The organism is Stenotrophomonas sp. YJH_SMC_58 (assembly GCF_059369635.1).
The window spans coordinates 74,301-96,327 of record NZ_JCAFSW010000011.1; the positions used below are offsets into that span (position 1 = coordinate 74,301).

Here is a 22,027-nt window from a genome sequence, read left to right on the forward strand (position 1 = left end):
ACGCGGCCGCGCCAGGGGCTGCGGCCGCACGGTGGGGGCGAAGCGGGTGCCTTACAGCAGCACGCGGCGCATGTCGGCCAGTACCTGGGACAGGTACGTGGTGAAGCGTGCGGCCAGGGCGCCGTCGATGACGCGGTGGTCGTAGCTCAGCGACAGCGGCAGCATCAGCTTCGGTGCGAATTCCTTGCCGTTCCAGACCGGCTGGATGGACGACTTGGAGACACCGAGGATGGCCACTTCCGGTGCATTGACGATCGGGGTGAACGCGGTGCCGCCGATGCCGCCCAGCGAGCTGATCGAGAAGCAGCCGCCGCTCATGTCGGCCGGGCCGAGCTTGCCGTCGCGCGCCTTCTTGGCCAGTTCGCCGGTTTCCTGCGCGATCTGCACCACGCCCTTCTTGTCCACGTCGCGGATCACCGGCACGACCAGGCCGTTCGGCGTGTCGGCGGCGAAGCCGATGTGGAAGTACTTCTTCAGGGTCAGGTTTTCACCGCTGGCATCGAGCGAGGCGTTGAACTCCGGGAACTTCTTCAGCGCTGCGGCGCTGGCCTTGATCAGGAAGGCGAGCATGGTCAGCTTGATGCCGGCCTTCTCGTTCTCCTTGTTCAGCACCACGCGCAGGCCTTCCAGGTCGGTGATGTCGGCCTGCTCGAACTGGGTGACGTGCGGGATCATCGCCCAGTTGCGGGCCAGGTTCGCACCCGAGATCTTCTTGATGCGCGACAGCGGCTGCACTTCGGTCTCGCCGAACTTGCTGAAGTCGACCTTCGGCCACGGCAGCAGGTTCAGGCCACCACCGGCAGCGACAGCAGCACCGCCGGCAGCCGGCACGCCACCGCTGAGGGCGGCCTTGACGAACTTCTGCACGTCACCCTTGGTGATGCGGCCACCCTTCTCGGTGCCGTTGATCTGCAGCAGGTCCACGCCCAGTTCGCGGGCGAACACACGCACCGCCGGGGTGGCATACGGCACCTTGGCGGGCAGCACGCCATCGGCGTTGAACTGCACCGGCGGGCTGGACGGGGTACCGGCCGAGGCGATCTCGCGGGCCGCCAGCTTGTCCGGCTGCACCGGCACAGCGACCGGCTCGACCTTGGTGGCGGTCTCGGCGGCAGCCGGAGCGGCCGCAGCGGCCGCCTTGGTCGGCGCCGGCGCGGCAGCGCCCTCGGCTTCGATGATGGCGACCACATTGCCCTGCGACAGAGTGTCGCCGACCTTGACCTTGATCTCCTTGACCACGCCGGCCACCGACGACGGCACTTCCATGGTGGCCTTGTCGCTTTCCAGCGTGACCAGGCCCTGGTCCTTCTTGACCGTGTCGCCGACGGCGACCAGCACTTCGATGACCGGAATGCCGGAGTAGTCGCCGATATCCGGCACCAGCGCTTCAACCGCACCACCGCTGGCAGCCGGCGCAGCTGCGGCCGGGGCCGGTGCGCTCTGGGTGGCGGCAGCCGGGGCAGCGGCCTTGGCCGGTGCCGGCGCGGCGGCCGCCGGCTTGGCGGCTTCGGCTTCGCCTGCGGCCACTTCGATCAGGGCCACGACCTTGCCTTCGGACAGGCTGTCGCCGACCTTGACCTTCAGTTCCTTGACCACACCAGCCACCGTGGACGGCACTTCCATGGTCGCCTTGTCGCTTTCCAGCGTCACCAGGCCCTGGTCCTTCTTGACCGTGTCGCCGACGGCGACAAGCACCTCGATTACCGGGATATCGCTGTAGTCACCGATATCGGGGACAAGTGCTTCCTTGATTTCGGCCATGGGGATAACTCCGGCAATCTGGTGTAGGGAAACGTCTATTGTGCGGCCAGCGGGGTCCAGCGCCAACCGTTACAGGTGTTTTCAGTACGCACGCAGCCGGGACAGGCTGTTGCCAATGGGTCGCGGCCGCGACCAGTCGGTAGCGTATTGTCCGGACGATGTCCGCTTCATGTCGCCCGCGCGTCGGCCACCGGCTGCCAGGCCTGGCGCAGGCGCGGCAACGACCACGCCGCATTGGCAGGGCTGGTCGACGGCAATGCGACCAGCTTCGGCGGGGTTTCCAGCCGTGGCAGCACCCAGCGCTGGAACGCCTGCAGCGACGCACCACCATTGCAGCCGATCAGCTTCAGCTCAGGCAGCGTGGCGATCAGTTCCGGCAGCGCATTGGCCACTTCCGTGCCACGCACGATGTCGGCATCCAGGCTGCCGCGCCGCTCGCAGCGGCCGATCACATCCCACAGGCCGATGCCCGCGGCGTTCAACGCCTGCAGCCGTTGCACATAGGGCAGAGCCGCGTCGAAACCGCAGATATCGGCCATCAGCGGCCAGAAGCGGTTGCGCGGATGCGCGTAGTAACGCTGCTCCTGGAGGGATGCCACGCCTGGCATCGAACCCAGCAGCAGTACCCTGCAATCCACGTTCACCTGCGCTTGCAGGCCGACGCACAGCGTTGCCGCGCTCACATCTTCTCCAACTGAATGAATGCCACTGACGACCAGAAACCCCATGGATACAGGCTTTTCGCGCTGATCGCTGAACAAGGAAAACTATTTTTTAACGCGCGTCGGATTCGATTCATGTTGAGGCGACTACGGTGTGCTCGCCCCGCAACCGGGGGCCCAAAACAAGAAACATTAGGAGATACCCCCATGCGCTCCATCCGTATCCTGAGTCTCGCCCTGCTGACCTCCGCCGCCTTCGCGCCGGCCGCTTTCGCCCAGGACAGCAGCTCCACCGATACCGCTTCGGGCAAGCATTTTGCCGTGGTTGGCGGCGTCGCGCTGCTGCAGCCGAAGAATGATCCGATCGACGGCATCAAGAAGGTCGATGGTGGCCCGGCGCCGACCGTCAGCTTCAGCTACTACATCAACGACAACTGGGCCGTTGAACTGTGGGGCGCCGCCGACAAGTTCGACCACAAGGTGAAGGGCCCGAACAATGCCCGCCTGGGCAACGTCGAGCAGCAGCCGGTCGCGCTGAGCGGCCAGTACCACTTCGGCCAGGCTGACAACGTGTTCCGTCCGTTCGTGGGCGTGGGCTACTACCAGTCCAGCTTCAGCAATGAAACGCTGGCCGACGGCAGCAGCTCCGACATCCGCCTCAAGGACGCCAAGGGCGTGATCGGCACCGTCGGCGTGGACATGAACATCAACTCCACCTGGTTCGCCCGTGCCGATGCCCGCTACATGCGTTCGCGTCCGGACGTGAAGGTCGGCGGTGAGAAGATCGGCGAAGCCAAGATGGATCCGTGGACCGTCGGCTTCGGCATCGGTGCCCGCTTCTGATCCAGGCAGCACCGGCTTCACGGATGTAACGCGACGGGCCCTGCGGGGCCCGTCGTCGTTTCCGTCACCCGCGTTCTGTAGAGTCGACTGTCAGTCGACTCTACGCACACACAGGACACGGAGACGCGATGGACGACGTCGACCTGCTGGTGATCGGTGGCGGCATCAACGGCGCCGGCATCGCCCGTGATGCGGCCGGCCGCGGCCTGCGGGTGCTGTTGTGCGAGCAGGATGACCTGGCCGCGCACACCTCCAGCGCCAGCAGCAAACTGATCCACGGCGGCCTGCGCTACCTTGAACAGGGCGAGTTCGGACTGGTGCGCAAGGCACTGGGTGAACGCGAAGTGGTGCGGCGGCAGGCCCCCCATCTGGTCCGTCCGTTGCGCTTCGTACTGCCATGGGAACCCCACCTGCGACCGCGCTGGATGCTGCGCGCGGGCCTGTGGCTGTATGACCATCTGGGCGGGCGCAGCCCGAGTTTTCCCGCCTCGCGCGCACTGGACCTGCAACGCGACCCGCTTGGCCCCTGGCTCTCCCCGGCGCTGCGGCAGGCCTTCAGCTACGCCGATGCACAGGTCGATGACGCGCGGCTGGTACTGCTCAATGCGCTGGATGCCGCCCGGCGTGGCGCACGGGTACATGTGCGCAGCCGCTGCATTGAACTGCGCCCTGTGCTGGGCCGTTGGCAGGCCACGTTGGAAGCCACCGACGGCCGGCAGCAAACGGTGATCGCCCAGGCCGTTGCCAATGCAGCCGGCCCTTGGGCAGGAGGCCTGCTGGAACGTATGCAGGCGCGCGATGGCGGCCCCGCCCTGCGCCTGGTACAGGGCAGCCACATCGTGCTGCGCCGGCCCTGGCCCGACGACAGCGCCTGCCTGCTTCAGCAGCCCGATGGCCGCGTGGTGTTCCTGCTGCCGTTCGCCCACGACCACCTGCTGGTCGGCACCACCGACACCGACTACCGCGGCGACCCGGCCCGGTGCAGCGTGCTGCCTTCGGAGGTGGCTTACCTGTGCGAGGCCGCCAACCACTACCTGCGCGAGCCGATCACCCCGCAGGACGTGGTCTGGCAGTTCGCAGGGGTACGCCCGCTACTTGCCGATCCCGATCCGCGTGCAGCGAAGCTGAGCCGTGACTACCGCCTGCAGTTGCAGTCCGGCCCGGCGCCCGCGCTGCATGTGCTGGGCGGCAAGCTGACCACGTACCGCGTGCTGGCCGAAGAAGCGCTGGACCTGCTGCGCCCCGCCCTGCCGCAGATGGGACCGGCATGGACGGCAACGGGCCACCCACTGCCGGGCAGCGACTGGGGCGACGCCACGCAGGCGTGCTCGCGCCTGCAGGCACTGGCACCGTGGCTGCCCGCAGAGATTGCGCGCCGCTGGGCCGGCGCCTACGGCAGCCGCAGCGCGGAGCTGCTGCAGGGCGCTCAGGGCAAGGGCGATCTTGGCGAGGAGTTTGGCGGCGGCCTGCATGCCCGCGAAGTGGACTTCCTGCGCGACCACGAATGGGCCTTGAATGCCGAGGACGTGCTGTGGCGGCGGAGCAAGCTGGGGCTGCGGCTGGATGCGGCGCAGGTGGCGCGGCTGCAGGCGTGGATGGGGGGTCGGATCCCTTTCCCAGGGAAAGGGCTCTGACCCCCGTGTTGCCACGTGTGCCAACCAAGGTTGGCAGCTACCAGGGTGGCCGCGCGCGACGCGATCGATGCATTAGGATTTCCCCATCGCCACCGGAGACGCTGCATGACGCCCCGCTACGTGCTGGCCATCGACCAGGGCACCACCAGTTCGCGCGCGATCCTGTTCGACCGTGCTGGCGACATCGTCGGCAGTGCGCAGCGCGAGTTCGCGCAGATCTTCCCGCAACCCGGCTGGGTCGAGCATGACCCGCGCGAGATCCTCACCAGTGTCTATGCCACGCTGACCGAACTGCTCAGCCGCGAACAGATCGACCCGCGTCATATCGCCGCGCTGGGCATCACCAACCAGCGCGAGACCACCGTGGTCTGGGACCGCGCCAGCGGCCAGCCGATCCACAATGCCATCGTCTGGCAGTCGCGGCAGAGCCATGCCATCTGCGAGCGACTGAAGTGCGACGGGCATGAGGCACTGGTCCGCGAACGCACCGGCCTGCTGATCGACGCCTATTTTTCCGCCACCAAGGTGCGCTGGATCCTCGACCACGTGGAAGGTGCGCAGCAACGCGCCGAGCGTGGCGAGCTGCTGTTCGGCACCATCGACAGCTGGCTGGTATGGAACCTCAGTGGCGGCCAGGCGCATGTGACCGACTACAGCAACGCCGCACGCACCCTGTTGTTCAACATCCACACGCTGGACTGGGATGACGACCTGCTGGCGCTGCTGGACATACCCCGCGCGATGCTGCCGCAGGTGCGCGATTCCAGCACGGTGTATGCGCACACCCGGCCGCAGTTCTTCTTCGACCACCCGATCCCGATCGCCGGCATCGCCGGAGACCAGCAGGCGGCGCTGTTCGGCCAGGCCTGCTTCCAGCCGGGCATGGTCAAGAACACCTATGGCACCGGCTGCTTCATGCTGATGCACACCGGCACGCAGGCGGTGCGCTCGCGCAACGGCCTGCTGACGACCATTGCCTGGGGCCTGGACGGGCGCGTGGAATATGCACTCGAAGGCTCGATCTTCATCGCCGGCTCGGTGGTGCAGTGGCTGCGTGACGGCCTGCGCATGATCGAGCGTGCCAGCGACAGCCAGGCACTGGCCGCGCAGGTGCCGGACAGCGGCGGCGCGTATCTGGTGCCGGCATTCGTCGGCTTGGGCGCGCCCTACTGGCGCAGCGATGTTCGCGGCGCGATGTTCGGCCTGACCCGTGGCACCCGCAAGGCACACTTCGTGCGTGCCGCGCTGGAGGCGATGGCCTACCAGACCCGCGACGTGCTTGATGCGATGCAGTCCGATGCGGGCATCGCGCTGACCGAACTGCGCGCCGACGGTGGTGCGATCGGCAACGACTTCCTGGCCGGCTTCCAGGCCGACATCCTTGGGGTGCCTCTGCTGCGGCCGCGGCTGACCGAGACCACCGCGCTGGGCGCGGCCTACCTGGCCGGTCTGGCCGTCGGGTTCTGGTCCAGCCGCGAGCAGATCGCCGCGCAATGGGGCCTGGACCGGCGCTTCGAGCCACAGATGGAAGTGGCGCGGCGCGAGAAACTGTATGCAGGCTGGCAGCAGGCCGTAGCGGCCACCCTCGCCTTCCACGTCGACTGAAGGTCGTGCCGGCCGCTGGCCGGCAACCCCATGATCCTTGGCGGCGTTTGCAGATTGCCGGCCAGCGGCCGGCACTACCGCATGGCCAGAACGCCCGTAGCGCCGGTCAGAACGCCGGCAGCACCGCGCCCTTGTACCTGGTCTCGATGAAAGCCTTCACCTGCGGGCTGGTCAGGGCCTTGGCCAGCTTCTGCACGCGGGCGTCGTCCTTGTTGTCCGGCCGCGCGACCAGGAAGTTCACGTACGGCGAGTCCTTGCTCTCGATCGCCAGTGCATCCTTGGTCGGGTTGAGGCCCGCATCCAGCGCGTAGTTGGTGTTGATCAGGGCCAGGTCGACCTGGTCCAGCACGCGCGGCAGCATCGCCGAGTCCAGCTCGCGGAACTTCAGGTTCTTCGGGTTGGCGGTGATGTCACGCAGGGTCGACAGCGCGTTGGCCGGATCCTTCAGCTCGATCACGCCGGCCTTGTGCAGCAGGATCAGCGCGCGGCTGTTGTTGCTCGGGTCGTTCGGGATCACCACGTCGGCACCGTCGCGCAGCTCGGCCAGCGACTTGACCTTGCGCGAATAGGCACCGAACGGCTCGATATGCACGCCGATTACCTTCACCAGATCGGTCTTGCGATCGCGGTTGTAGGCATCCAGGTACGGCTCGGTCTGGAAGTAGTTGGCGTCCACCTGCTTCTGCACCAGCTGGTCGTTGGGCTGCACGTAGTCGTTGAACACGCGCACGTCCAGGTCCACGCCTTCCTGCTTGAGGATCGGCTTGACCACCTCAAGGATCTCGGCATGCGGCACGGCCGTGGCGGCCACCACCAGCTTCTGCGAGGGCTCGCCGGACTTGCCGCAGGCGGTCAGGGCCAGCGCAGCGGCGAGCAGGGGCAGCAACAGGGTCTTCTTCATGGGCGGGGGAGTTCTCGGGGGGAGTGTCAGGATTTTTCGTAGTTGCTCAGGGCCAGCTCGAGCAGCGCCTTGGCCTGCTCGCGCAGCATCACCGGCTCGACGATTTCGGCATCCGAGCCGTAGTGCAGCACGTCCATCAGCAGTTCGCGTGAGACGCTGTACGGCACCTTCAGTTCATAGCGGCCATCGGCCAGGAAGCGGCCCTGCTGCTTGGAGTGCCAATGCTCGTCGGCCACCCAGCGCGCGGCCTTGGCACTGAACAGGATGGTCGCCCAGCCCTTCGGCGCACCGGAGAAGATGCCGTAGCTGGCACCCAGCTGCTCGTCCAGCTCGCTGTCGGCGACGTCACGGGCGGTGCTGTCGATCACCCGCGCCTTGTGGATGCGATCCACGGCAAAGCTGCGAAGCGCCTCGCGGTCATGGTCCCAGGCATCCAGGTACCAGTTGTCGCGGTAGTGGGTCAGGCGCTGCGGCGAAACGGTGCGCTTGGTCGGCTCGTCGGTGGAGCGGGCGCGGTACTCGAACGCCAGCTGGCGGCGCTCCAGCACCGCCGAGGCCACACTGCGGAAGCTGCCTTCATCGAACTTGCGGCCGCGGTGCGGGATTACCCGCACACGATCCACCGGCCAGTTGGAGACACCGGCCTGGGCAGCCAGCAGGCTCTCGATACGCTGCTGCAGCGGCGCCAGCACCGAGGACAGCACGCCGCCGCCGGTACGCGCCAGCAGGTGCTGCGAGGCCAGCAGGGCGTGCAGCTCCTCCGAGCTGAGCCAGAGGCCAGGCAGTTCGAAGCGGTCGCTCTCGTCGGCCTGGTAGCGGAAGCCGGCCTCGCCGTCGCCCTCGATCGGTGCCATCAGCGCATCGCGCAGGAAGGCCAGGTCGCGGTAGACGGTGGCACGGGAACAACCGAGCTTGTCCTGCAGAGTCGCCACCGTCACCGGATAGCGCGCGGACTTGAGCAGACGATGCAGGGCGGTGATGCGTTCGTATCGGTCCATACCCCCGATTATGTCCGAGTCGCGGGTCTTGTGTGGGACGTTTGGGCTATCGTGGTCGCCCCCACCCCCATGGAATGCCCGATGCGCCGGTTGCCCGCCCTGTCCCTGCTGGCCTGCCTGCTGCTGGCTGCCTGCGATCGCGCACCGGCGCCGGCGAGGACCGAAGCCCCCGTGCCCGCGGCCGATCCGGCCCAGGCCGTACTGGGCGCCAGCCAACGCTTTGCGGCCCTGGGCAGTTTCCATGCCGAGCTGGAGGTGCTGGGCGCGCCGCAGCCGGTGCGCAGTGCCATGGACTTCGTCGCCCCCGACCGCTTCCGGGTGCAGACCCCGGGCGGGCCGCAGACGATCATTGGCGACACCATGTTCCTGCAGGCCGACGGTGCGATCCGCCAGGTTCCCACCCCGCCGGGCCTGCTGGAGCAGTGGCGCAATCCCTTGCCGGCCGACGCCCTGCCTGCCGAGCTGCAGGCCGAAGACCTGGGCAGCCAATCGCTGGATGGAGTCGAGACCCGTCACTACCGCCTGCGCGGCGCGCAGGCCGGCGAACGCCTGGAGTACTGGGTGGACGCCCAGGGCCTGCCACGGCAGATCGTGCGCAGCGGCAGCAGCAATGGCCGCAATTTCCAGCTGCGCCTGCGCTATTCGCGCTTCAACGACCCGGCATTGCGTATCGATCTGCCCTGAATAGGCGTCCGCGGCAACGTCTGCTGAAGCGCGCCTTGGATCGATTCTGACCGCCATCACGCTTCCAGTATCATCACCGGCTGTCAACCGCTTCGGAGAAGCCCCGATGTCCCTGCGCGTGTCCCTGCTGATCCCCCTGCTGCTGTGCGCGCCGCTCGCGTATGCACAGGATGCCTCCGAACTGGCGGCGATGTCTTCGCCGTGGAGCGGCAGTGGCGGCGAGCTCGGCTTCGCCTCGGCACGCGGCAACAGCAGCACCGAGAGCTTCAACGGCCGCCTGCGCCTGCGCTACACCGACGGCGACTGGGTGCACAGCATGGACCTGGCCGGCCTGCGCTCCAGCTCCAAGGTGACCGAGACCCGCGACGACGGCACCACCACCCGCCGCAACAACACCACCGCCAACCGCTACACCGGCAGTGCCGGCAGCGCGCTGCAGCTGGGCGAGCACCGCCAGCTGACGGCCACGGTGCGTACCGAGCGCGACGACTTCGCCACCTACGACCGCCAGAGCTCGTTCGGTCTGGGTTACGGCACCCGCCTGTGGAACACCGAGCGCTTCTCGTTCGACGCGCAGATCGGCCCCGGTGTGCGCCGCACCCACAGCACCGAGGACGACCGCACCCGCACCGGCATGATCGGCCGCGGCCTGTTCGACATGAAGTACTCGCTGACCGACAACACCGACCTGGTCAACACCCTGCTGGTCGAATCCGGTTCGTACAACACCTTCGGCCAGAACGACTTCGGCGTGTCGGTGAGCATGAACGAGCACCTGGCGCTGAAGGCCGGCTGGCAGGCGCGTTACAACAGTGACGTGGCCGAGGACAAGCGCAAGACCGATACGCTGACGACGATGAACGTGGTCTACAAGTTCAAGTAAGAAACGGGCGCCAAGGGCGCCCGTTCTTCTTCCGGTGGTGCCGGCCGCTGGCCGGCACGACCTGCGATGGCTCAGACGTTCAGCAGTTCGCCGGCACCGGCATCCAGCAGCATCTTCGCCACTTGCTGGCCCAGCGCTTCCGGATCACTGCCTGGGCCCACGGCTTCGGCGCGCACCGCACGGCCGTCGCTGGCGCTGCCAACCAGCCCCTGCAGGTGCAGGTCATCGCCCTGCCACTGCGCGATGGCCGCCACCGGCACGTGGCAGCTGCCGTGCAACGCACGATTCATCGCCCGCTCGGCTTCCACGCAGGCACGCGTGGCCGCGTCATCAAGCGGGGCGAACAACGCCATCAGACGCGCATTGCCACCATCGCACTCCACCGCCACCGCGCCCTGCGCCGGGGCCGGCAGCCACTGCGGCGGTTGCAGGCGCGCGACGATGCGCTCGCCGAGACCCAGACGCTCCAGGCCGGCCACGGCCAGCACGATGGCGTCGTAGCCACCGTTGTCGAGTTTGGCCAGCCGGGTGTTGACGTTACCGCGCAGGTCGAGCAGTTCCAGGTCCGGTCGCAGCGCGCGCAGCTGCGCCTGGCGACGCAGCGACGAGGTCCCGACCCGCGCACCGATCGGCAGCGCGTCCAGCGAGGCGTACAGGTTGGAGACGAAGCCATCGGCGGGATCGTGACGGGTCAGCATTGCCGGCAACGCGAACGGCGCATCCAGTTCCATCGGCACATCCTTCAGCGAGTGCACCGCGCAGTCGGCCTCACCGCGCAGCATGGCCAGCTCCAGCTCCTTCAGGAACAGGCCCTTGCCACCGATGGCGGCCAGCGAACGGTCGAGCACTTCGTCGCCGCGGGTGCTCATCGGCACCAGTTCCACATGCAAGCCGGAATGGGCCTGGCGCAGGCGGTCGGCGACGTGTTCGCTCTGCCAGAGGGCGAGCGGGCTCTTGCGGGTGGCGATGCGGACGGTTTCCATCCGGTCATTATCGCGCCTTCGGCGCGGATACGGCCAACGGCGGAGCCCCTCGTGGCTGGCGGAGGGGTCGTGAAAGCAACAGCCGCGCTTGGCCGGACGGGGTGGGGTCACGGGGGACGCCGTGAATCCGTCCGTGGAGGCTTGGCCGCGGCATCCATGCCGCGGACACCCCCGCGACCCCACCCCGCCCGGCCTCTGACAGCTTCAGTGCGCGTCAGCCACGGAAGATCAAAAGAAAAAAGCAGAAGCAAAAGCAACAGCCGACGGCTTCCGGGGTCAGATCCCTTTTCCGCAGGAAAAGGGATCTGCCCCCTCTTTCCAAGCCGATAACAACAATGCTCTTGCTGCCCGATGCGTTGAAGAACGAGAGGGTTGGGCCGGGGTGGGGCGGCGGGACCGTTGGCGCCATGGATGGCGCCATCGAGCTTACATGGATGTACTTGCAGCGTGTCCCGCCGCCCCACCCCGGCCCAACCCAGCACGTAGAAACAACGAGCCATGACCCGCTGTTGCTGTTGCTGTTGCTGTTGCTGTTGCTGTTGATTTCATAGCAGTCGCGGCCGCAGGCCGCGCGGGACCACTCACAGATGCCGCAGTTCCTGCTTCAGCGTCGCCACGCAGCGGCGGCTGACTTCCAGCGGCTGCTTGCCATGCCGCAGCACCGCCTGCACTTGACCACCCGAGCCTCGACGCAGCTCCACCAGCTCGTGGCGCGCCACCAGGCAGTTGCGATGGATGCGGATGAAGCGGCTGGCGAACTCTTCCTCCAGCGACTTCAGCGACTCCTCGATCAGGTCCTCGCCGCGCGCATGGTGCACCACCACGTACTTCTCTTCCGCCTGCAGGTAGTGGATGTCGTCCAGCGGGATCAGCCGCAGGCTGCCACGCAGGCGTGCGCACAGCATGCTGCGGGCCTGCTGCCCGCCGTTGTCCTGCGGCTGGCCATCGCGGCCGGCCAGGAACGTGCGTGCACGTGCGATCGCTGCGGCAAGGCGCTCGGCGCGGACCGGCTTCATCAGGTAATCGATGGCCGCCGCCTCGAACGCCGACAGCGCATGCGCGTCATAAGCCGTGCAGAACACCACCGCCGGGCGCGGCTCGAAGCTGGCCAGGTGGCGGGCGGCTTCCAGGCCGTCCAGCCCGGGCATGGCGATATCCAGCAGGACCAGGTCCGGCTGCAGCTCCGCGCACGCATGCAGGGCCTGCTCGCCGTTGCCGGCCTCGGCCACCACGTCCACCCCGTCCTGCGCCGCCAGCAGGCTGCGCAGGCGTTCCCGCGCCAGCGGTTCGTCATCGGCGATGACTACCCTCACGGTCGTCCCCTCACTGGATCGGCACTGTCACCTGGCAGGCATAGTAGCCCTCGCTCCAGCCAGCCGTCATCCGCGCGGCGGCGCCGAAGCGCCACGCCAGCCGATGAGCGATGCTGTGCTGGGCATGGCCGGCACCACGCGCCAGCGCCAACCCCGGCGCCTGCGGATCGGGCGCGGGATTGCGCACGCGGATCTGCAGCTCGTTGCCCTCGCGCACCAGCTGCAATTCGATGGTGCCGCCCTCGGGCAGCCGCGAAATACCATGCAGCACTGCGTTTTCCACCAGCGGCTGCAGTACCAGCCTCGGCAGTGGCAGGTCCCACGGCAGCGGCTCATCGCGCTGCCAGCGCACCTGCAGACGCTCGCCGAGGCGCAGCGACTCTATCGACAGATAGCGCTCGGCCAGCTCGCATTCGTCACGCAGGGTGGAGTCGCCCTCGCCCGCGCCCAGGGCAGCACGGAACAGATCGGACAGATCCAGCACCGCGCGTTCGGCCACCGCCGGATCGCGATGCAGCAGGCTGGCGATCAGGTTCATGCTGTTGAACAGGAAGTGCGGCCGGATCCGCGCCTGCAGCGCGTCGGCCTGGGCACGCGCGTTGGCCTGCACCTGCGCGGCCCAGCGATCGCTCACATAGAAGTAGCGCAGGGCAAGCGCGGCGATCAGTGCCGTGGTTGCCGCACTGCCCAGGGTGAAGCGCCAGAAGCTGATGCCGCGGGCGAAGTTGTCGCCCAGTACCGCGTACAATGCATGCACGATGCCGGCACAGACCACCGCGATCAGGGTCGCCAGCACGATCGCCGCGACAGCGCCCAGCACCGGCGGCAGCCTCGACAGAGCCTGCCGCAGGAGGCACAGGCTGGCGGTCACCGCCAGCGCCAGCCACAGCGCGAAGCCGCTGGCCGACAGCAGCTCGCCGAAGGCCCAGTGGCGGCTGCCATCGGGCGCCAGCGCCAGCACCACCACCGCCAGCTGGGCCAGGCCGAGCATCGCCGCCAGCCGCGGCAGGCGGCACAGTTCCGGCATCCACGGCGATGTGCTGGCCGGGGGCATGGCTCAGGCAGCGCCCAACCGTTCCTGCAGCCAGTCACCCAGCGCCTGGATCTCTTCGGCGCAGACCTGGTGGGCCATCGGGTAGCTGTGCCACTCCACCTCCAGGCCCAGCGCCTGCAGGGCCTGCGCGCTGTGTGCGGCCACCGCCTGCGGAATCACCGGGTCGCTGCTGCCATGGGCCATGAACACCGGCACCTGCACCGCACCGTCAACGCGCCTGGCGCTCTCGGCTTCCGGCAGGTAAGTGGACAGTGCGATCAGGCCGGCCAGTGGCGCGGTGCGCGACAGTGCAGCGGTGAGGATGATCGCCCCGCCCTGCGAGAAGCCGGCCAGGAAGATCTTCTCCGGCGCGACGCCGCGCTCGATCTCACGTGCGATCAGCGCATCCAGCTGCAGCACCGATTCCTGCACGCCGGCCATGTCGGCACGCGAGCGGAAGTCCATCCCGACGATGTCGTACCAGCCGCGCATCGGCACGCCGTTGTTGATCGTGATCGGCCGCACCGGTGCGTGCGGGAACACGAAGCGCAGCGCCGGCCAGTGCGGACGCACCAGTTCCGGCACGATCGGCGCGAAGTCGTGGCCGTCGGCGCCAAGCCCGTGCAGCCAGATTACCGACCACTGTGGCGAGGCGCCGGTTTCCTGTTCCACCGTTTGCAGCATGATGCGGCTCCTTCAAGTTCGAGCCGCATTATGCCGCTGGTGCAGGGCCATCAGTACAGCGGCGGTTGCTCGGCGGCTTCCCGGCGCAGCTGCGCGGCGCGCACCAGCACCGGTGGCGGAATGTTCTCTTCGGGGATGTCGAGCAGGCCGAGGCGATGCAGGAAGGCACCCGGGCCGCGCGAGGAGGTCAGCGCCACCACCGGAACGGCCAGCACCATGCCGATCACCACCGGCGCCATCCAGGCTGCCAGCGACGGCGACACCGCCCACGCCAGCACACCCATGAACGCACCAAACACACCCAGCCCGCCGTAGCCACGGATCAAGGCCATCCACGAGATGCCACCATCGTCACGCTGCTGTGCGTCCCAGCCGGAATCGCGGCCGGACAGCACTTCGGCCACGCCGCGCGACTGCACGTACATCACTACCGGTGCCATCAGTGCGGCCAGCACGGTCTCCACCAGCATCGACACGAACGCACGGATCGCACCGCCGCAACCGCGGCGGTCGACAGGGTCCATCAGCATCGCCAGATAGCCCAGCACCTTGGGCAGCAGCAGCACCGCCATGGTGGCGGCGAACAGGCGCACCACCTGCTCCTCGTCCTGGGCCCGCCAGTACACGCTGGGTGACAGGTGCAGCAGGGCATTGAAATCGATGCCTTCCTGGAACAGCGGGATCGCAATGCCGATCAACATCAGCATCGCCCACATCGGCGCGGTGAAGTAATGACCGATGCCGATCAGCATGTGGGTGCGGCTGATCCAGTGCAGGCCACGGCTGCCGACCACCTTGCCGTGCTGCAGGTTGCCCTGGCACCAGCGACGGTCGCGCACCAGCAGGTCGGTCAGGGTCGGCGGGCCTTCTTCGTAGCTGCCCCCCAGGTACGGCACCATGTGCGCGGCCCAGCCGCCACGGCGCATCAGCGCTGCTTCGACGAAATCGTGGCTGAGCACGTGGCCGCCGAACGGCTTGCGCCCCGGCAGCGCTGGCAAGCCGGCGTGGTCGGCGAAGGCACGGGTGCGGATGATGGCGTTGTGGCCCCAGTAGTTGCTCTCGGCGCCATGCCACCAGGCCACGCCACGGGCGATCACCGGGCCGTACACGCGACCGCCGAACTGCTGCATGCGTGCGAACAGGGTGCGGCCACCGATCACCGAGGGCAGGGTCTGGATCAGGCCGACATCGGCGTTGTGTTCCATGCCGGCCACCAGGCGCACGATGCTGTCGCCGGTCATCAGGCTGTCGGCGTCCAGGATCAGCATCTGCGGGTAAGCGCCACCGAAGCGGCGCACCCAGTCGGCGATGTTGCCGGCCTTGCGCCCGCTGTTGTCGCCACGGCGGCGGTAGAACAGCCGCGTCTGGCCGTCCGGCACGCGCTCGCGCAGTTCGGCGAATACCTGCTCCTCGGCGCGTGCGATGTCCTCGCGCCGGGTATCGCTGAGCACGAAGAAGTCGAAGCGTTCGAGCTGGCCGGTGGCGGCCACCGACTCGTAGATCGCCTGCAGGCCGGCCAGCAGCCGGCGCGGGTCTTCGTTGTAGGTCGGCATCAGCAGCGCGGTGCGGCTATGCACCGCCGGCAGCGGCTTGTCCGGGTCGATGCCAAGGCGGTAACCCCGGTCGAACACGGCGGTCAGGAAGCCGGCCACAGCGCTGGCGAAGGACAGCGCGATCCAGGCGAACAGGCCGACGAACAGCACCAGCAGGCAGGCTTCCAGCACGCTGATGCCATTGGCAGACAGCACCCGCCACATCATGCGGGTGGCGATGGCGGTCATGGCCAGGGTGCCGCCGAAGATGTAGAACCGGCGCAGGCCGATCATGCGTGGCGAGGTACGGTGCCGACGGACCTTCAGCTTGCCTTCGCGCAGGGTCTGTTCGGGCATCGGCAGCGGAGATTCGGCCGGCAGCAGCGCCCAGCCGGCGTCGAGCCGGGGCGCATCCGCTTCCGCGTGGATGGTTTGACCCCCCATCACCGCTTACTCCCCACGATCGGCATGGCCGGCCGTCCCGGCCGGGCTGCATGCGCGAAGGTTCCCGGCGCGCCTTCCCGGCGCCCGCACTTGTCCTGGCTGTACCGGCCCTTGGCCGCACAGTCGCTGTCTGTCACTACCGGAACCCACACGATCTCCAACGGGGCGGAATCGAAAATGCGGCCCAGTCTAGGGCGCCGGATGTAAGCCGAGTGCGAAGGTCTACGCCGGGATTTATCCCCATTCAGCAAACAGCAGGCGATGGTGGACCGCGCAGCGGAATGTCGCTTCGTGGCGCCGGGTACTGGATCGTGACAAACGAGAACGGTTATCATTTTATTAACCAGGCAGGTCGCCGTCCTCCGTACGGCCGAGACCCACCCAGCTGCGCCGGCCCGAACCGTGCGCCCTACGACCCATGGAAGGGGGGGCCTGCCTGCTTGTCTGCGTGTGCCCGTTGCTTCCATCCGGTCCCCCCTCATTCGATGGAAGCCGTCATGTCCCAGCCGTTCCGCTCCCGTTCCGCGCGCCTGCCGCGCACCCGCCTGGCCAGTGCCCTGGCCACTGCCTGCCTGCTGGCCCTGCCCGGCCTGGCCGCTGCAGAGGCCAGCGCCGATGCCTCCACCAAGGACCTGGATACCGTGGTGGTCACCGCTTCGGGCAACCAGCAATGGATCAAGGATGCGCCGGCCAGCATCAGCGTGATCAGCCGCGAGGACATCGCGCGCCAGCCGGTGCACGACCTGGCCACCCTGCTCAGCCGCGTGCCCGGCGTGACCGGTGGCCTCAGTGCGGTTGGCGAGCAGTCCAAGATCAAGCTGCGCGGCATGCCGTCGAACTACACGCTGGTGCTGGTGGACGGCAAGCGCATGGGCAGCTCGGCCTCGACCAACTACCGGCCGGACCTGGGCCGCCAGGACCTGAACTGGATCTCGCCCGACCAGATCGAGCGCATCGAAGTGGTGCGCGGACCGATGTCGTCGCTGTATGGCTCCGACGCCATGGGCGGCGTGATCAACATCATCACCCGGCGCATCGGTGATGACTGGAGCGGCAGCGCCACCCACAGCTATACCCGCCCGGGCGACGGCAAGCGCGGCGACACCCAGCAGATCGGTGCGACGTTCTCCGGCCCGCTCGGCGAGCGCTTCGGCCTGCGCATCGGTGCCAACAGCATGCGCCGCGATTCGGATCGCTCCAATGGTGGTGTCTACGGCAACGCGTATGCAGGCGAGAAGGACCGCAATGTCGATGCGCTGCTGCAGTGGAAACTGAGCGACGCGCAGGAACTGTCGCTCGAAGCCGGCCATGGCGTGCAGCAGGCCTTCATCGACGCTTCGCTGGAAAAGCAGGATGAAGGCGCCTGGGGTGCCAGCGAACTCAAGCGCAGCTCGCTGGCGCTCAACCACGATGGCAAGTGGAGCTTCGGCAATTCGAAGATCAGTGCGTACTGGACCGAGTACAGGAACGACATCGGTGCTACCGGCCGTTCCGAAGCCACCGATACGATCATCGAGGGCAGCCTGACCACGCCGTTCACCCTCGGCGTTGAACACCAGTTCGCCGTGGGCGGCCAGTGGAAGCGCCAGGAGCTGACCAACACCGACACCATCGGCCGCGCGCCGATCGACTATGCCGGCAATGCCGTCAGCGGCTCCGATCTGGAAGTGGATACCTGGGCCCTGTTCGTCGAAGACGAACTGAAGCTGCACCGCACCCTGGCACTGACCCTGGGCGCGCGCCTGGATCACCATGAGAAATTCGGTGGCCACGTCAGCCCGCGCGCCTACCTGGTCTGGCATCCGGCCGAGCAATGGACCATCCGCGGTGGCGTTTCCAAGGGCTTCCGCGCCCCCAGCCTGACCGAGAACTCCGCCAGCGCCGCCACCCAGTCCGGTGGCCGTGGCTGCACCTCGCTGATTCCGCTGGGCTATACCCGCGGCGGCTGCTACATGGCCGGCAACCCGGACCTGGACCCGGAAACCAGCACCAACCGCGAGATCGGCATCAGCTTCGACAACGATCTGGTGGATGCCGGCCTGACCTACTTCCACACCGACTTCAGGAACAAGATCGAGTACGCACCGCTGGGCAGGTTCAACGGCATCTGGTGGACGCGGATGAGCAACGTGCAGCGCGCACGCACCAGCGGCATGGAAGGCAACTTCAATGTCCGCTTCGGCGAGCACTGGCGCTGGCGCACCTCGGCGACGTGGATGAAGGAAGCCAGGAACCTGACCACCGGCCGCAACCTGATCGATACCCCCGAATTCTCGGGCTATTCGTCGCTGGACTGGACGCCCGACGCGGTGTTTTCCAGCAGCCTGTCGGCGCAGTACACCGGCAGGCAGGCCGGCACGGCGACGACCTTCCTCAAGGCCTACACGCTGTATGACCTGACCGCGGCCTGGAACGTCAATGAGGTACTGACCCTGCGTGGCGGCGTCAGCAACCTGGCCGACAAGAAGCTGTATGCGGAAGGCTCCACCGATTACTTCGTGGCCGGGCGCAGCTACTTCCTCAGCATGACCGCGCGGTTCTGACCAAGAGCGTCCGCCGCGATCGCGCTGGCGACGGGCCAGCGCGATCGGCGGTGTTGCGGATTACTCGCTTTCCAATGCGGCGGCGGGCGCCGCGCTCTGCGTAGCCGCCGTGCGTGCACGGTCCATCGCCACCGCCAGTTGCTGGCGTGCGAGCAGCTGTTGTGCCTGCACCACTTCAGGTGTCGGCAGAAGCACCGGTCCCGGTGCGTTTTCCGGTGTAGCAGGTGTGGTCATGCAACCTCCATGGACATCCCGCCGCCGCACGGATTCAGCTGGTGCGGCAGCGGAACTGCGCACCCTATCCTAAAAACAAGGCGGGCGGGTGACGGTGCGCGCCCCTGCCGCAGCAGCCGGAACAAGGCAGGCGTCACATTTTTGACGGTGACGCTTGGATCCTGAATAGGACTTGCCCTATCATGAAAACGTTTTCTCACAGGGATGTCTCCCCCCAATGAATACCACTGACCTGTCCCAGTTCAGCCCGAAGTGGCAGTTCCGCTTCAACTTCTTCCGCCAGCACGGCGCCCCCAAGAACCCCGGCTTCAAGCAGGCCTGGAAGGCGCTGTCCTTTGGTGACCGCCTGAAGATCAACCTGAACTTCTTCGCGTTGTTCTTCGGTGCCATCTACCTGCTGATTCTTGGCATGTGGCGCAAGGCACTGGTGGTGATCGGCATCAACATCGTGCTGGCCATCGTCTCCATGTTCCTTCCGGACGTCGTCGGGCGCATGCTGTTCATCGCCATGAACCTGCTGGTCGCCTCCAGCACCAACTACAGCTACTACCTGGAGAAGGTGGAAGGCCGTACCAGCTGGAACCCGTTTGAAGGAATGTTCTGAGCCATCAGACCTGCGCAGGATGCGCGGCAAGGATGCAACCGACGCCCGGCCCCCTCCGGGCGTCTTCGTTTCCGGGATCAGGCCGCGCGGCGGGCCATGGCCTCCGGTTCGGCCTGCAGGCGGAAGCGCGAGACCGCCACGGCCAGCTGCTCGGCCTGCTCCTCCATAGCCCGCGCCGCGGCGCTGGCTTCCTCCACCAGCGCGGCATTCTGCTGGGTGGTCTCATCCATCTGCACCACGGTCTGGTTGACCTGCTCGATGCCGGCGGACTGTTCACGCGACGCAGCCGAGATCTCGGCCATGATCTCGTTGACGCGCCCCACCTGGCCGACGATGGCCTGCATGGTACGGCCCGCACCGTGCACCAGCTGCGCACCGGCACCGACCTGCGCCACGGATGCGTCGATCAGCTCCTTGATCTCCTTCGCTGCGCCCGCCGAGCGTTGCGCCAGCGCGCGCACTTCGCTGGCGACCACCGCGAAGCCGCGGCCCTGCTCACCGGCCCGCGCCGCTTCCACCGCCGCATTCAACGCCAGGATGTTGGTCTGGAAGGCGATGCCGTCGATCACCGAAATGATCTCGGCGATGCGCTGCGAGGAGGCCTCGATCTGCTCCATGGTCTGCACCACCTGGTTGACCACTTCCCCGCCCTCGCTGGCAACGTCAGCGGCGGATCCTGCCAGGGTATTGGCCTGCAGCGCGTGGTCGGCGTTCTGGCGCACGGTGGAGGTCAGCTCCTCCATCGAGGCGGCGGTTTCTTCCAGGTTGGCGGCCTGCTGCTCGGTACGACGCGAGAGATCGCTGTTGCCCGCAGCGATCTCACCCGCCGCCAGGCGGATGCTGGCGGCCGACTGCTGGATCTGGCCGACGATCTGGGTCAACTGCTGCACGGTGCTGTTGGCATCGTCGCGCATCACCGCGAACACGCCATGGAAATCACCGCGCATGCGTGCGCTGAGGTCGCCGGCGGCAATCGCGCGAAGCAGCGTCGAAAGCTCAGCCAGGTTGTGATCGCTGACCTGCATCATGATGTTGAGGGTCTCCACCATGCGGCGGAAATCGTGGTCGAAGCGCTGGGCATCACCGCGTACAGCGAAGTCGCCGGCCGCCGCGGCGGCGGCCAGCTGCTGGATCTGCTCGTTGATCGCGGCCAGGTTGCTCTTGGTGGTGGCCATCGCTGCGGTGAACACCGCCTTCTCGCCCGGCAGCGCTTCCATGTCCACGCTGAGGTCACCCACCGCGTAACGCTGCATCACCTCGACCAGGCGCTGGGTGACCGCATTGCTGGAAGCCACCAGCTGGTTGCTGTCGGCCACCATGCGGCCGTACTCGCCGGGGAAGGCAGTGGCGTCCATGCGGTAGCTCAGCTCGCCAGCATCGTGGCGGCGCGCCATTTCCGCCTGCGCCGCCATCACCGCCTGCAGCTGCCCGCGCATGCCCTGCATCGCGTCCAGCAGGCGGCCCACTTCATCGTTGCTGCGCGCAGGCAAGGTGCTGTCGAGCTTGCCGGCGGCTACGTCACCCGCCACCCGCACCGCTTCGGCCAACGGGCGGATCGCCAGGCGGCGCAGCAGCACATAGACACCGGCACTCAGCGTCAGCGCGGCCACCACGCCCACCAGCAGCGTCAACCACAGCAGCTGGCGCGCCTCGGCCACGATCACCGCGTGCGGCATCACCACGCCCAGCGCGAAGCGCTGCGGGGCATTGCCCACGCGTAGCGGCACGTAGACGCGCACGTTGCCGGCTGCATCGGGCGTGAAGGCTTCGAACCGGCGGTCGGCGGCGATGTCGGCAAGCATGCTGCGGGTCAATGCGTCGGTGCGCGGCTTGCCGATCTCGGCGGCATTCGCCGAGGCCAGCACCACGCCGTTGGGCGAAAGCAGCTCGACGCGGCCTGCGCCCATCGGCGTCAGCGTCGCCAGGTGCTTCTGCAGCGCCGCCAGCGAGAAGTCGACGGTGAACACGCCGAGGAAGGTACCGTTTTCGACGATCGGCGAGCTCAACGTGCTCATCAGCACCTGCTGGCCGGCGATGTCGTAGGCATAGGGCTCGCTGACCTTGGGCAGCTTGTCGCGGCTGGGTACCACATACCAGTCGGCCGAGCCGTCGGCGGCTTCGGTGTAGTCGGTCATGGTCGACTGCTGCGGCTTGCCGTCATGCCAGGCCCAGTAGCTCATGTAGCGGCCGCTGGCATCGTGCATCGCGGTGTTGGCGAACTCGGCATCCCTGCCATCGAAGGCATCGGCCTCCCACATGGTGCTCTTGCCCAGCCACTCCGGGTGGGTGCGCAGCTGCTCGCCCAGCACGGCAGCCAGGCTGGCGCGATCGGGCACGTCGCCCCGCGCACGCTGGGCGAGCACGGCTTCGACCATGGCATCGTTGCTGGCAAACGCCGTGCCCAGGTCGGCGGCGACCTGGCGCGCTTCGGCGTTGGCCTCGCTGGTCATGGTCTGGCGCGAGGCATCGATCAGGCTGGCACTGGCCTGGCGATAGATCAGGAACGCCGTCAGGCCGAAGCACAGCAGCGCGATGACGGCGGTGCCCAGCATCAGCTTGTGGGCGATGCTGCCCGGGCGGCGGGCAGCGGCGGAACGGGAAGAAGGCATGGAGGGGTCCGCAAGGCAGTTCAGGACGACCGGCGCCGGGAGGGCACCGCGCAGGCGCGCGATCCGTCGCGCAGGCC

Annotated in this window: 18 protein-coding genes; 7 read left to right on the forward strand and 11 right to left on the reverse strand. The window is 67.5% G+C overall.

The features are described 5' to 3' along the window. Nucleotides 1-51: 51 nt before the first annotated feature. Together aceF and AC5P68_RS14885 are read right to left on the reverse strand one after the other, a co-directional pair. The gene (gene aceF, locus AC5P68_RS14880) at nucleotides 52-1,761 is read right to left on the reverse strand and encodes a dihydrolipoyllysine-residue acetyltransferase (RefSeq protein ID WP_423373127.1); all 1,710 of its coding nucleotides are present in this window, start codon (nucleotides 1,759-1,761) and stop codon (nucleotides 52-54) included. Between the two features lie 167 nt (nucleotides 1,762-1,928). Next, on the reverse strand, nucleotides 1,929-2,444 hold the full coding sequence (locus AC5P68_RS14885; protein ID WP_005411139.1) for a DNA-deoxyinosine glycosylase: 516 nt from the start codon (nucleotides 2,442-2,444) through the stop codon (nucleotides 1,929-1,931). Nucleotides 2,445-2,630: 186 nt separating this feature from the next. On the opposite strand from AC5P68_RS14885, the gene AC5P68_RS14890 reads away from it, so the two are divergent. The 3 genes from AC5P68_RS14890 (at nucleotide 2,631) to glpK (ending at nucleotide 6,505) form a co-directional block, all read left to right on the forward strand. After that, on the forward strand, nucleotides 2,631-3,266 hold the full coding sequence (locus AC5P68_RS14890; RefSeq protein ID WP_005411140.1) for an OmpW/AlkL family protein: 636 nt from the start codon (nucleotides 2,631-2,633) through the stop codon (nucleotides 3,264-3,266). Nucleotides 3,267-3,394: 128 nt separating this feature from the next. After that, complete coding sequence (gene glpD, locus AC5P68_RS14895) at nucleotides 3,395-4,900, forward strand: glycerol-3-phosphate dehydrogenase (RefSeq protein WP_231522931.1); 1,506 nt, start codon at nucleotides 3,395-3,397, stop codon at nucleotides 4,898-4,900. Between the two features lie 105 nt (nucleotides 4,901-5,005). Further along, nucleotides 5,006-6,505 (forward strand): glycerol kinase GlpK, encoded by a 1,500-nt coding sequence (gene glpK, locus AC5P68_RS14900; protein WP_005411142.1) that lies wholly within the window; start codon nucleotides 5,006-5,008, stop codon nucleotides 6,503-6,505. Nucleotides 6,506-6,611: 106 nt separating this feature from the next. Here glpK and AC5P68_RS14905 read toward each other — a convergent pair whose 3' ends face one another. Next, nucleotides 6,612-7,406 carry a MetQ/NlpA family ABC transporter substrate-binding protein gene (locus AC5P68_RS14905; protein WP_012481327.1) on the reverse strand — a complete coding sequence of 265 codons (795 nt, stop codon included), beginning with the start codon at nucleotides 7,404-7,406 and terminating at the stop codon, nucleotides 6,612-6,614. Between the two features lie 26 nt (nucleotides 7,407-7,432). Further along, nucleotides 7,433-8,404, reverse strand: coding sequence for a helix-turn-helix transcriptional regulator (locus AC5P68_RS14910; protein ID WP_033833960.1), 972 nt, complete (start codon nucleotides 8,402-8,404; stop codon nucleotides 7,433-7,435). Nucleotides 8,405-8,485: 81 nt separating this feature from the next. Between AC5P68_RS14910 and AC5P68_RS14915 the strand changes: the two genes are divergently transcribed. Together AC5P68_RS14915 and AC5P68_RS14920 are read left to right on the forward strand one after the other, a co-directional pair. Next, entirely contained in the window at nucleotides 8,486-9,088 is a 603-nt protein-coding gene (locus AC5P68_RS14915; RefSeq protein WP_038646374.1) for a LolA-like protein, read from the forward strand. A gap of 106 nt (nucleotides 9,089-9,194) precedes the next feature. Next, a complete protein-coding gene (locus AC5P68_RS14920; protein WP_005411146.1) occupies nucleotides 9,195-9,971 on the forward strand; it encodes a DUF481 domain-containing protein in 777 nt (258 codons plus the stop codon). A gap of 71 nt (nucleotides 9,972-10,042) precedes the next feature. Here AC5P68_RS14920 and hemC read toward each other — a convergent pair whose 3' ends face one another. From hemC to mdoH, 5 genes are all read right to left on the reverse strand, one after another. Then, the gene (hemC, locus tag AC5P68_RS14925; RefSeq protein WP_231522932.1) at nucleotides 10,043-10,954 is read right to left on the reverse strand and encodes a hydroxymethylbilane synthase; all 912 of its coding nucleotides are present in this window, start codon (nucleotides 10,952-10,954) and stop codon (nucleotides 10,043-10,045) included. Between the two features lie 581 nt (nucleotides 10,955-11,535). Then, the gene (locus AC5P68_RS14930; RefSeq protein WP_033833965.1) at nucleotides 11,536-12,267 is read right to left on the reverse strand and encodes a LytR/AlgR family response regulator transcription factor; all 732 of its coding nucleotides are present in this window, start codon (nucleotides 12,265-12,267) and stop codon (nucleotides 11,536-11,538) included. A gap of 10 nt (nucleotides 12,268-12,277) precedes the next feature. Continuing rightward, the gene (locus AC5P68_RS14935) at nucleotides 12,278-13,321 is read right to left on the reverse strand and encodes a sensor histidine kinase (RefSeq protein WP_172958422.1); all 1,044 of its coding nucleotides are present in this window, start codon (nucleotides 13,319-13,321) and stop codon (nucleotides 12,278-12,280) included. A gap of 3 nt (nucleotides 13,322-13,324) precedes the next feature. Further along, nucleotides 13,325-13,984, reverse strand: coding sequence for an alpha/beta hydrolase (locus AC5P68_RS14940; RefSeq protein ID WP_033833966.1), 660 nt, complete (start codon nucleotides 13,982-13,984; stop codon nucleotides 13,325-13,327). 50 nt (nucleotides 13,985-14,034) lie between these two features. Then, a complete protein-coding gene (gene mdoH / locus AC5P68_RS14945) occupies nucleotides 14,035-15,960 on the reverse strand; it encodes a glucans biosynthesis glucosyltransferase MdoH (RefSeq protein ID WP_231522803.1) in 1,926 nt (641 codons plus the stop codon). Between the two features lie 497 nt (nucleotides 15,961-16,457). Between mdoH and AC5P68_RS14950 the strand changes: the two genes are divergently transcribed. Next, nucleotides 16,458-18,503, forward strand: coding sequence for a TonB-dependent receptor domain-containing protein (locus tag AC5P68_RS14950; protein WP_231522802.1), 2,046 nt, complete (start codon nucleotides 16,458-16,460; stop codon nucleotides 18,501-18,503). A gap of 60 nt (nucleotides 18,504-18,563) precedes the next feature. Here AC5P68_RS14950 and AC5P68_RS14955 read toward each other — a convergent pair whose 3' ends face one another. Beyond that, a complete protein-coding gene (locus tag AC5P68_RS14955) occupies nucleotides 18,564-18,737 on the reverse strand; it encodes a hypothetical protein (protein WP_005411154.1) in 174 nt (57 codons plus the stop codon). 217 nt (nucleotides 18,738-18,954) lie between these two features. Between AC5P68_RS14955 and AC5P68_RS14960 the strand changes: the two genes are divergently transcribed. Beyond that, nucleotides 18,955-19,341, forward strand: coding sequence for a DUF2628 domain-containing protein (locus tag AC5P68_RS14960; RefSeq protein WP_005414559.1), 387 nt, complete (start codon nucleotides 18,955-18,957; stop codon nucleotides 19,339-19,341). A gap of 77 nt (nucleotides 19,342-19,418) precedes the next feature. Here AC5P68_RS14960 and AC5P68_RS14965 read toward each other — a convergent pair whose 3' ends face one another. Further along, entirely contained in the window at nucleotides 19,419-21,950 is a 2,532-nt protein-coding gene (locus tag AC5P68_RS14965) for a methyl-accepting chemotaxis protein (RefSeq protein WP_033833969.1), read from the reverse strand. Nucleotides 21,951-22,027 lie beyond the last annotated feature (77 nt).

Coding starts and splice junctions, on each gene's coding strand:
- aceF (WP_423373127.1), bottom strand. CDS start 1,761: ATGGCCGAAATCAAGGAAGCACTTGTCCCCGATATCGGTGACTACAGC.
- AC5P68_RS14890 (WP_005411140.1), top strand. CDS start 2,631: ATGCGCTCCATCCGTATCCTGAGTCTCGCCCTGCTGACCTCCGCCGCC.
- glpD (WP_231522931.1), top strand. CDS start 3,395: ATGGACGACGTCGACCTGCTGGTGATCGGTGGCGGCATCAACGGCGCC.
- glpK (WP_005411142.1), top strand. CDS start 5,006: ATGACGCCCCGCTACGTGCTGGCCATCGACCAGGGCACCACCAGTTCG.
- AC5P68_RS14905 (WP_012481327.1), bottom strand. CDS start 7,406: ATGAAGAAGACCCTGTTGCTGCCCCTGCTCGCCGCTGCGCTGGCCCTG.
- AC5P68_RS14910 (WP_033833960.1), bottom strand. CDS start 8,404: ATGGACCGATACGAACGCATCACCGCCCTGCATCGTCTGCTCAAGTCC.
- AC5P68_RS14915 (WP_038646374.1), top strand. CDS start 8,486: ATGCGCCGGTTGCCCGCCCTGTCCCTGCTGGCCTGCCTGCTGCTGGCT.
- AC5P68_RS14920 (WP_005411146.1), top strand. CDS start 9,195: ATGTCCCTGCGCGTGTCCCTGCTGATCCCCCTGCTGCTGTGCGCGCCG.
- hemC (WP_231522932.1), bottom strand. CDS start 10,954: ATGGAAACCGTCCGCATCGCCACCCGCAAGAGCCCGCTCGCCCTCTGG.
- AC5P68_RS14935 (WP_172958422.1), bottom strand. CDS start 13,321: ATGCCCCCGGCCAGCACATCGCCGTGGATGCCGGAACTGTGCCGCCTG.
- AC5P68_RS14940 (WP_033833966.1), bottom strand. CDS start 13,984: ATGCTGCAAACGGTGGAACAGGAAACCGGCGCCTCGCCACAGTGGTCG.
- mdoH (WP_231522803.1), bottom strand. CDS start 15,960: ATGGGGGGTCAAACCATCCACGCGGAAGCGGATGCGCCCCGGCTCGAC.
- AC5P68_RS14950 (WP_231522802.1), top strand. CDS start 16,458: ATGTCCCAGCCGTTCCGCTCCCGTTCCGCGCGCCTGCCGCGCACCCGC.
- AC5P68_RS14955 (WP_005411154.1), bottom strand. CDS start 18,737: ATGACCACACCTGCTACACCGGAAAACGCACCGGGACCGGTGCTTCTG.
- AC5P68_RS14960 (WP_005414559.1), top strand. CDS start 18,955: ATGAATACCACTGACCTGTCCCAGTTCAGCCCGAAGTGGCAGTTCCGC.
- AC5P68_RS14965 (WP_033833969.1), bottom strand. CDS start 21,950: ATGCCTTCTTCCCGTTCCGCCGCTGCCCGCCGCCCGGGCAGCATCGCC.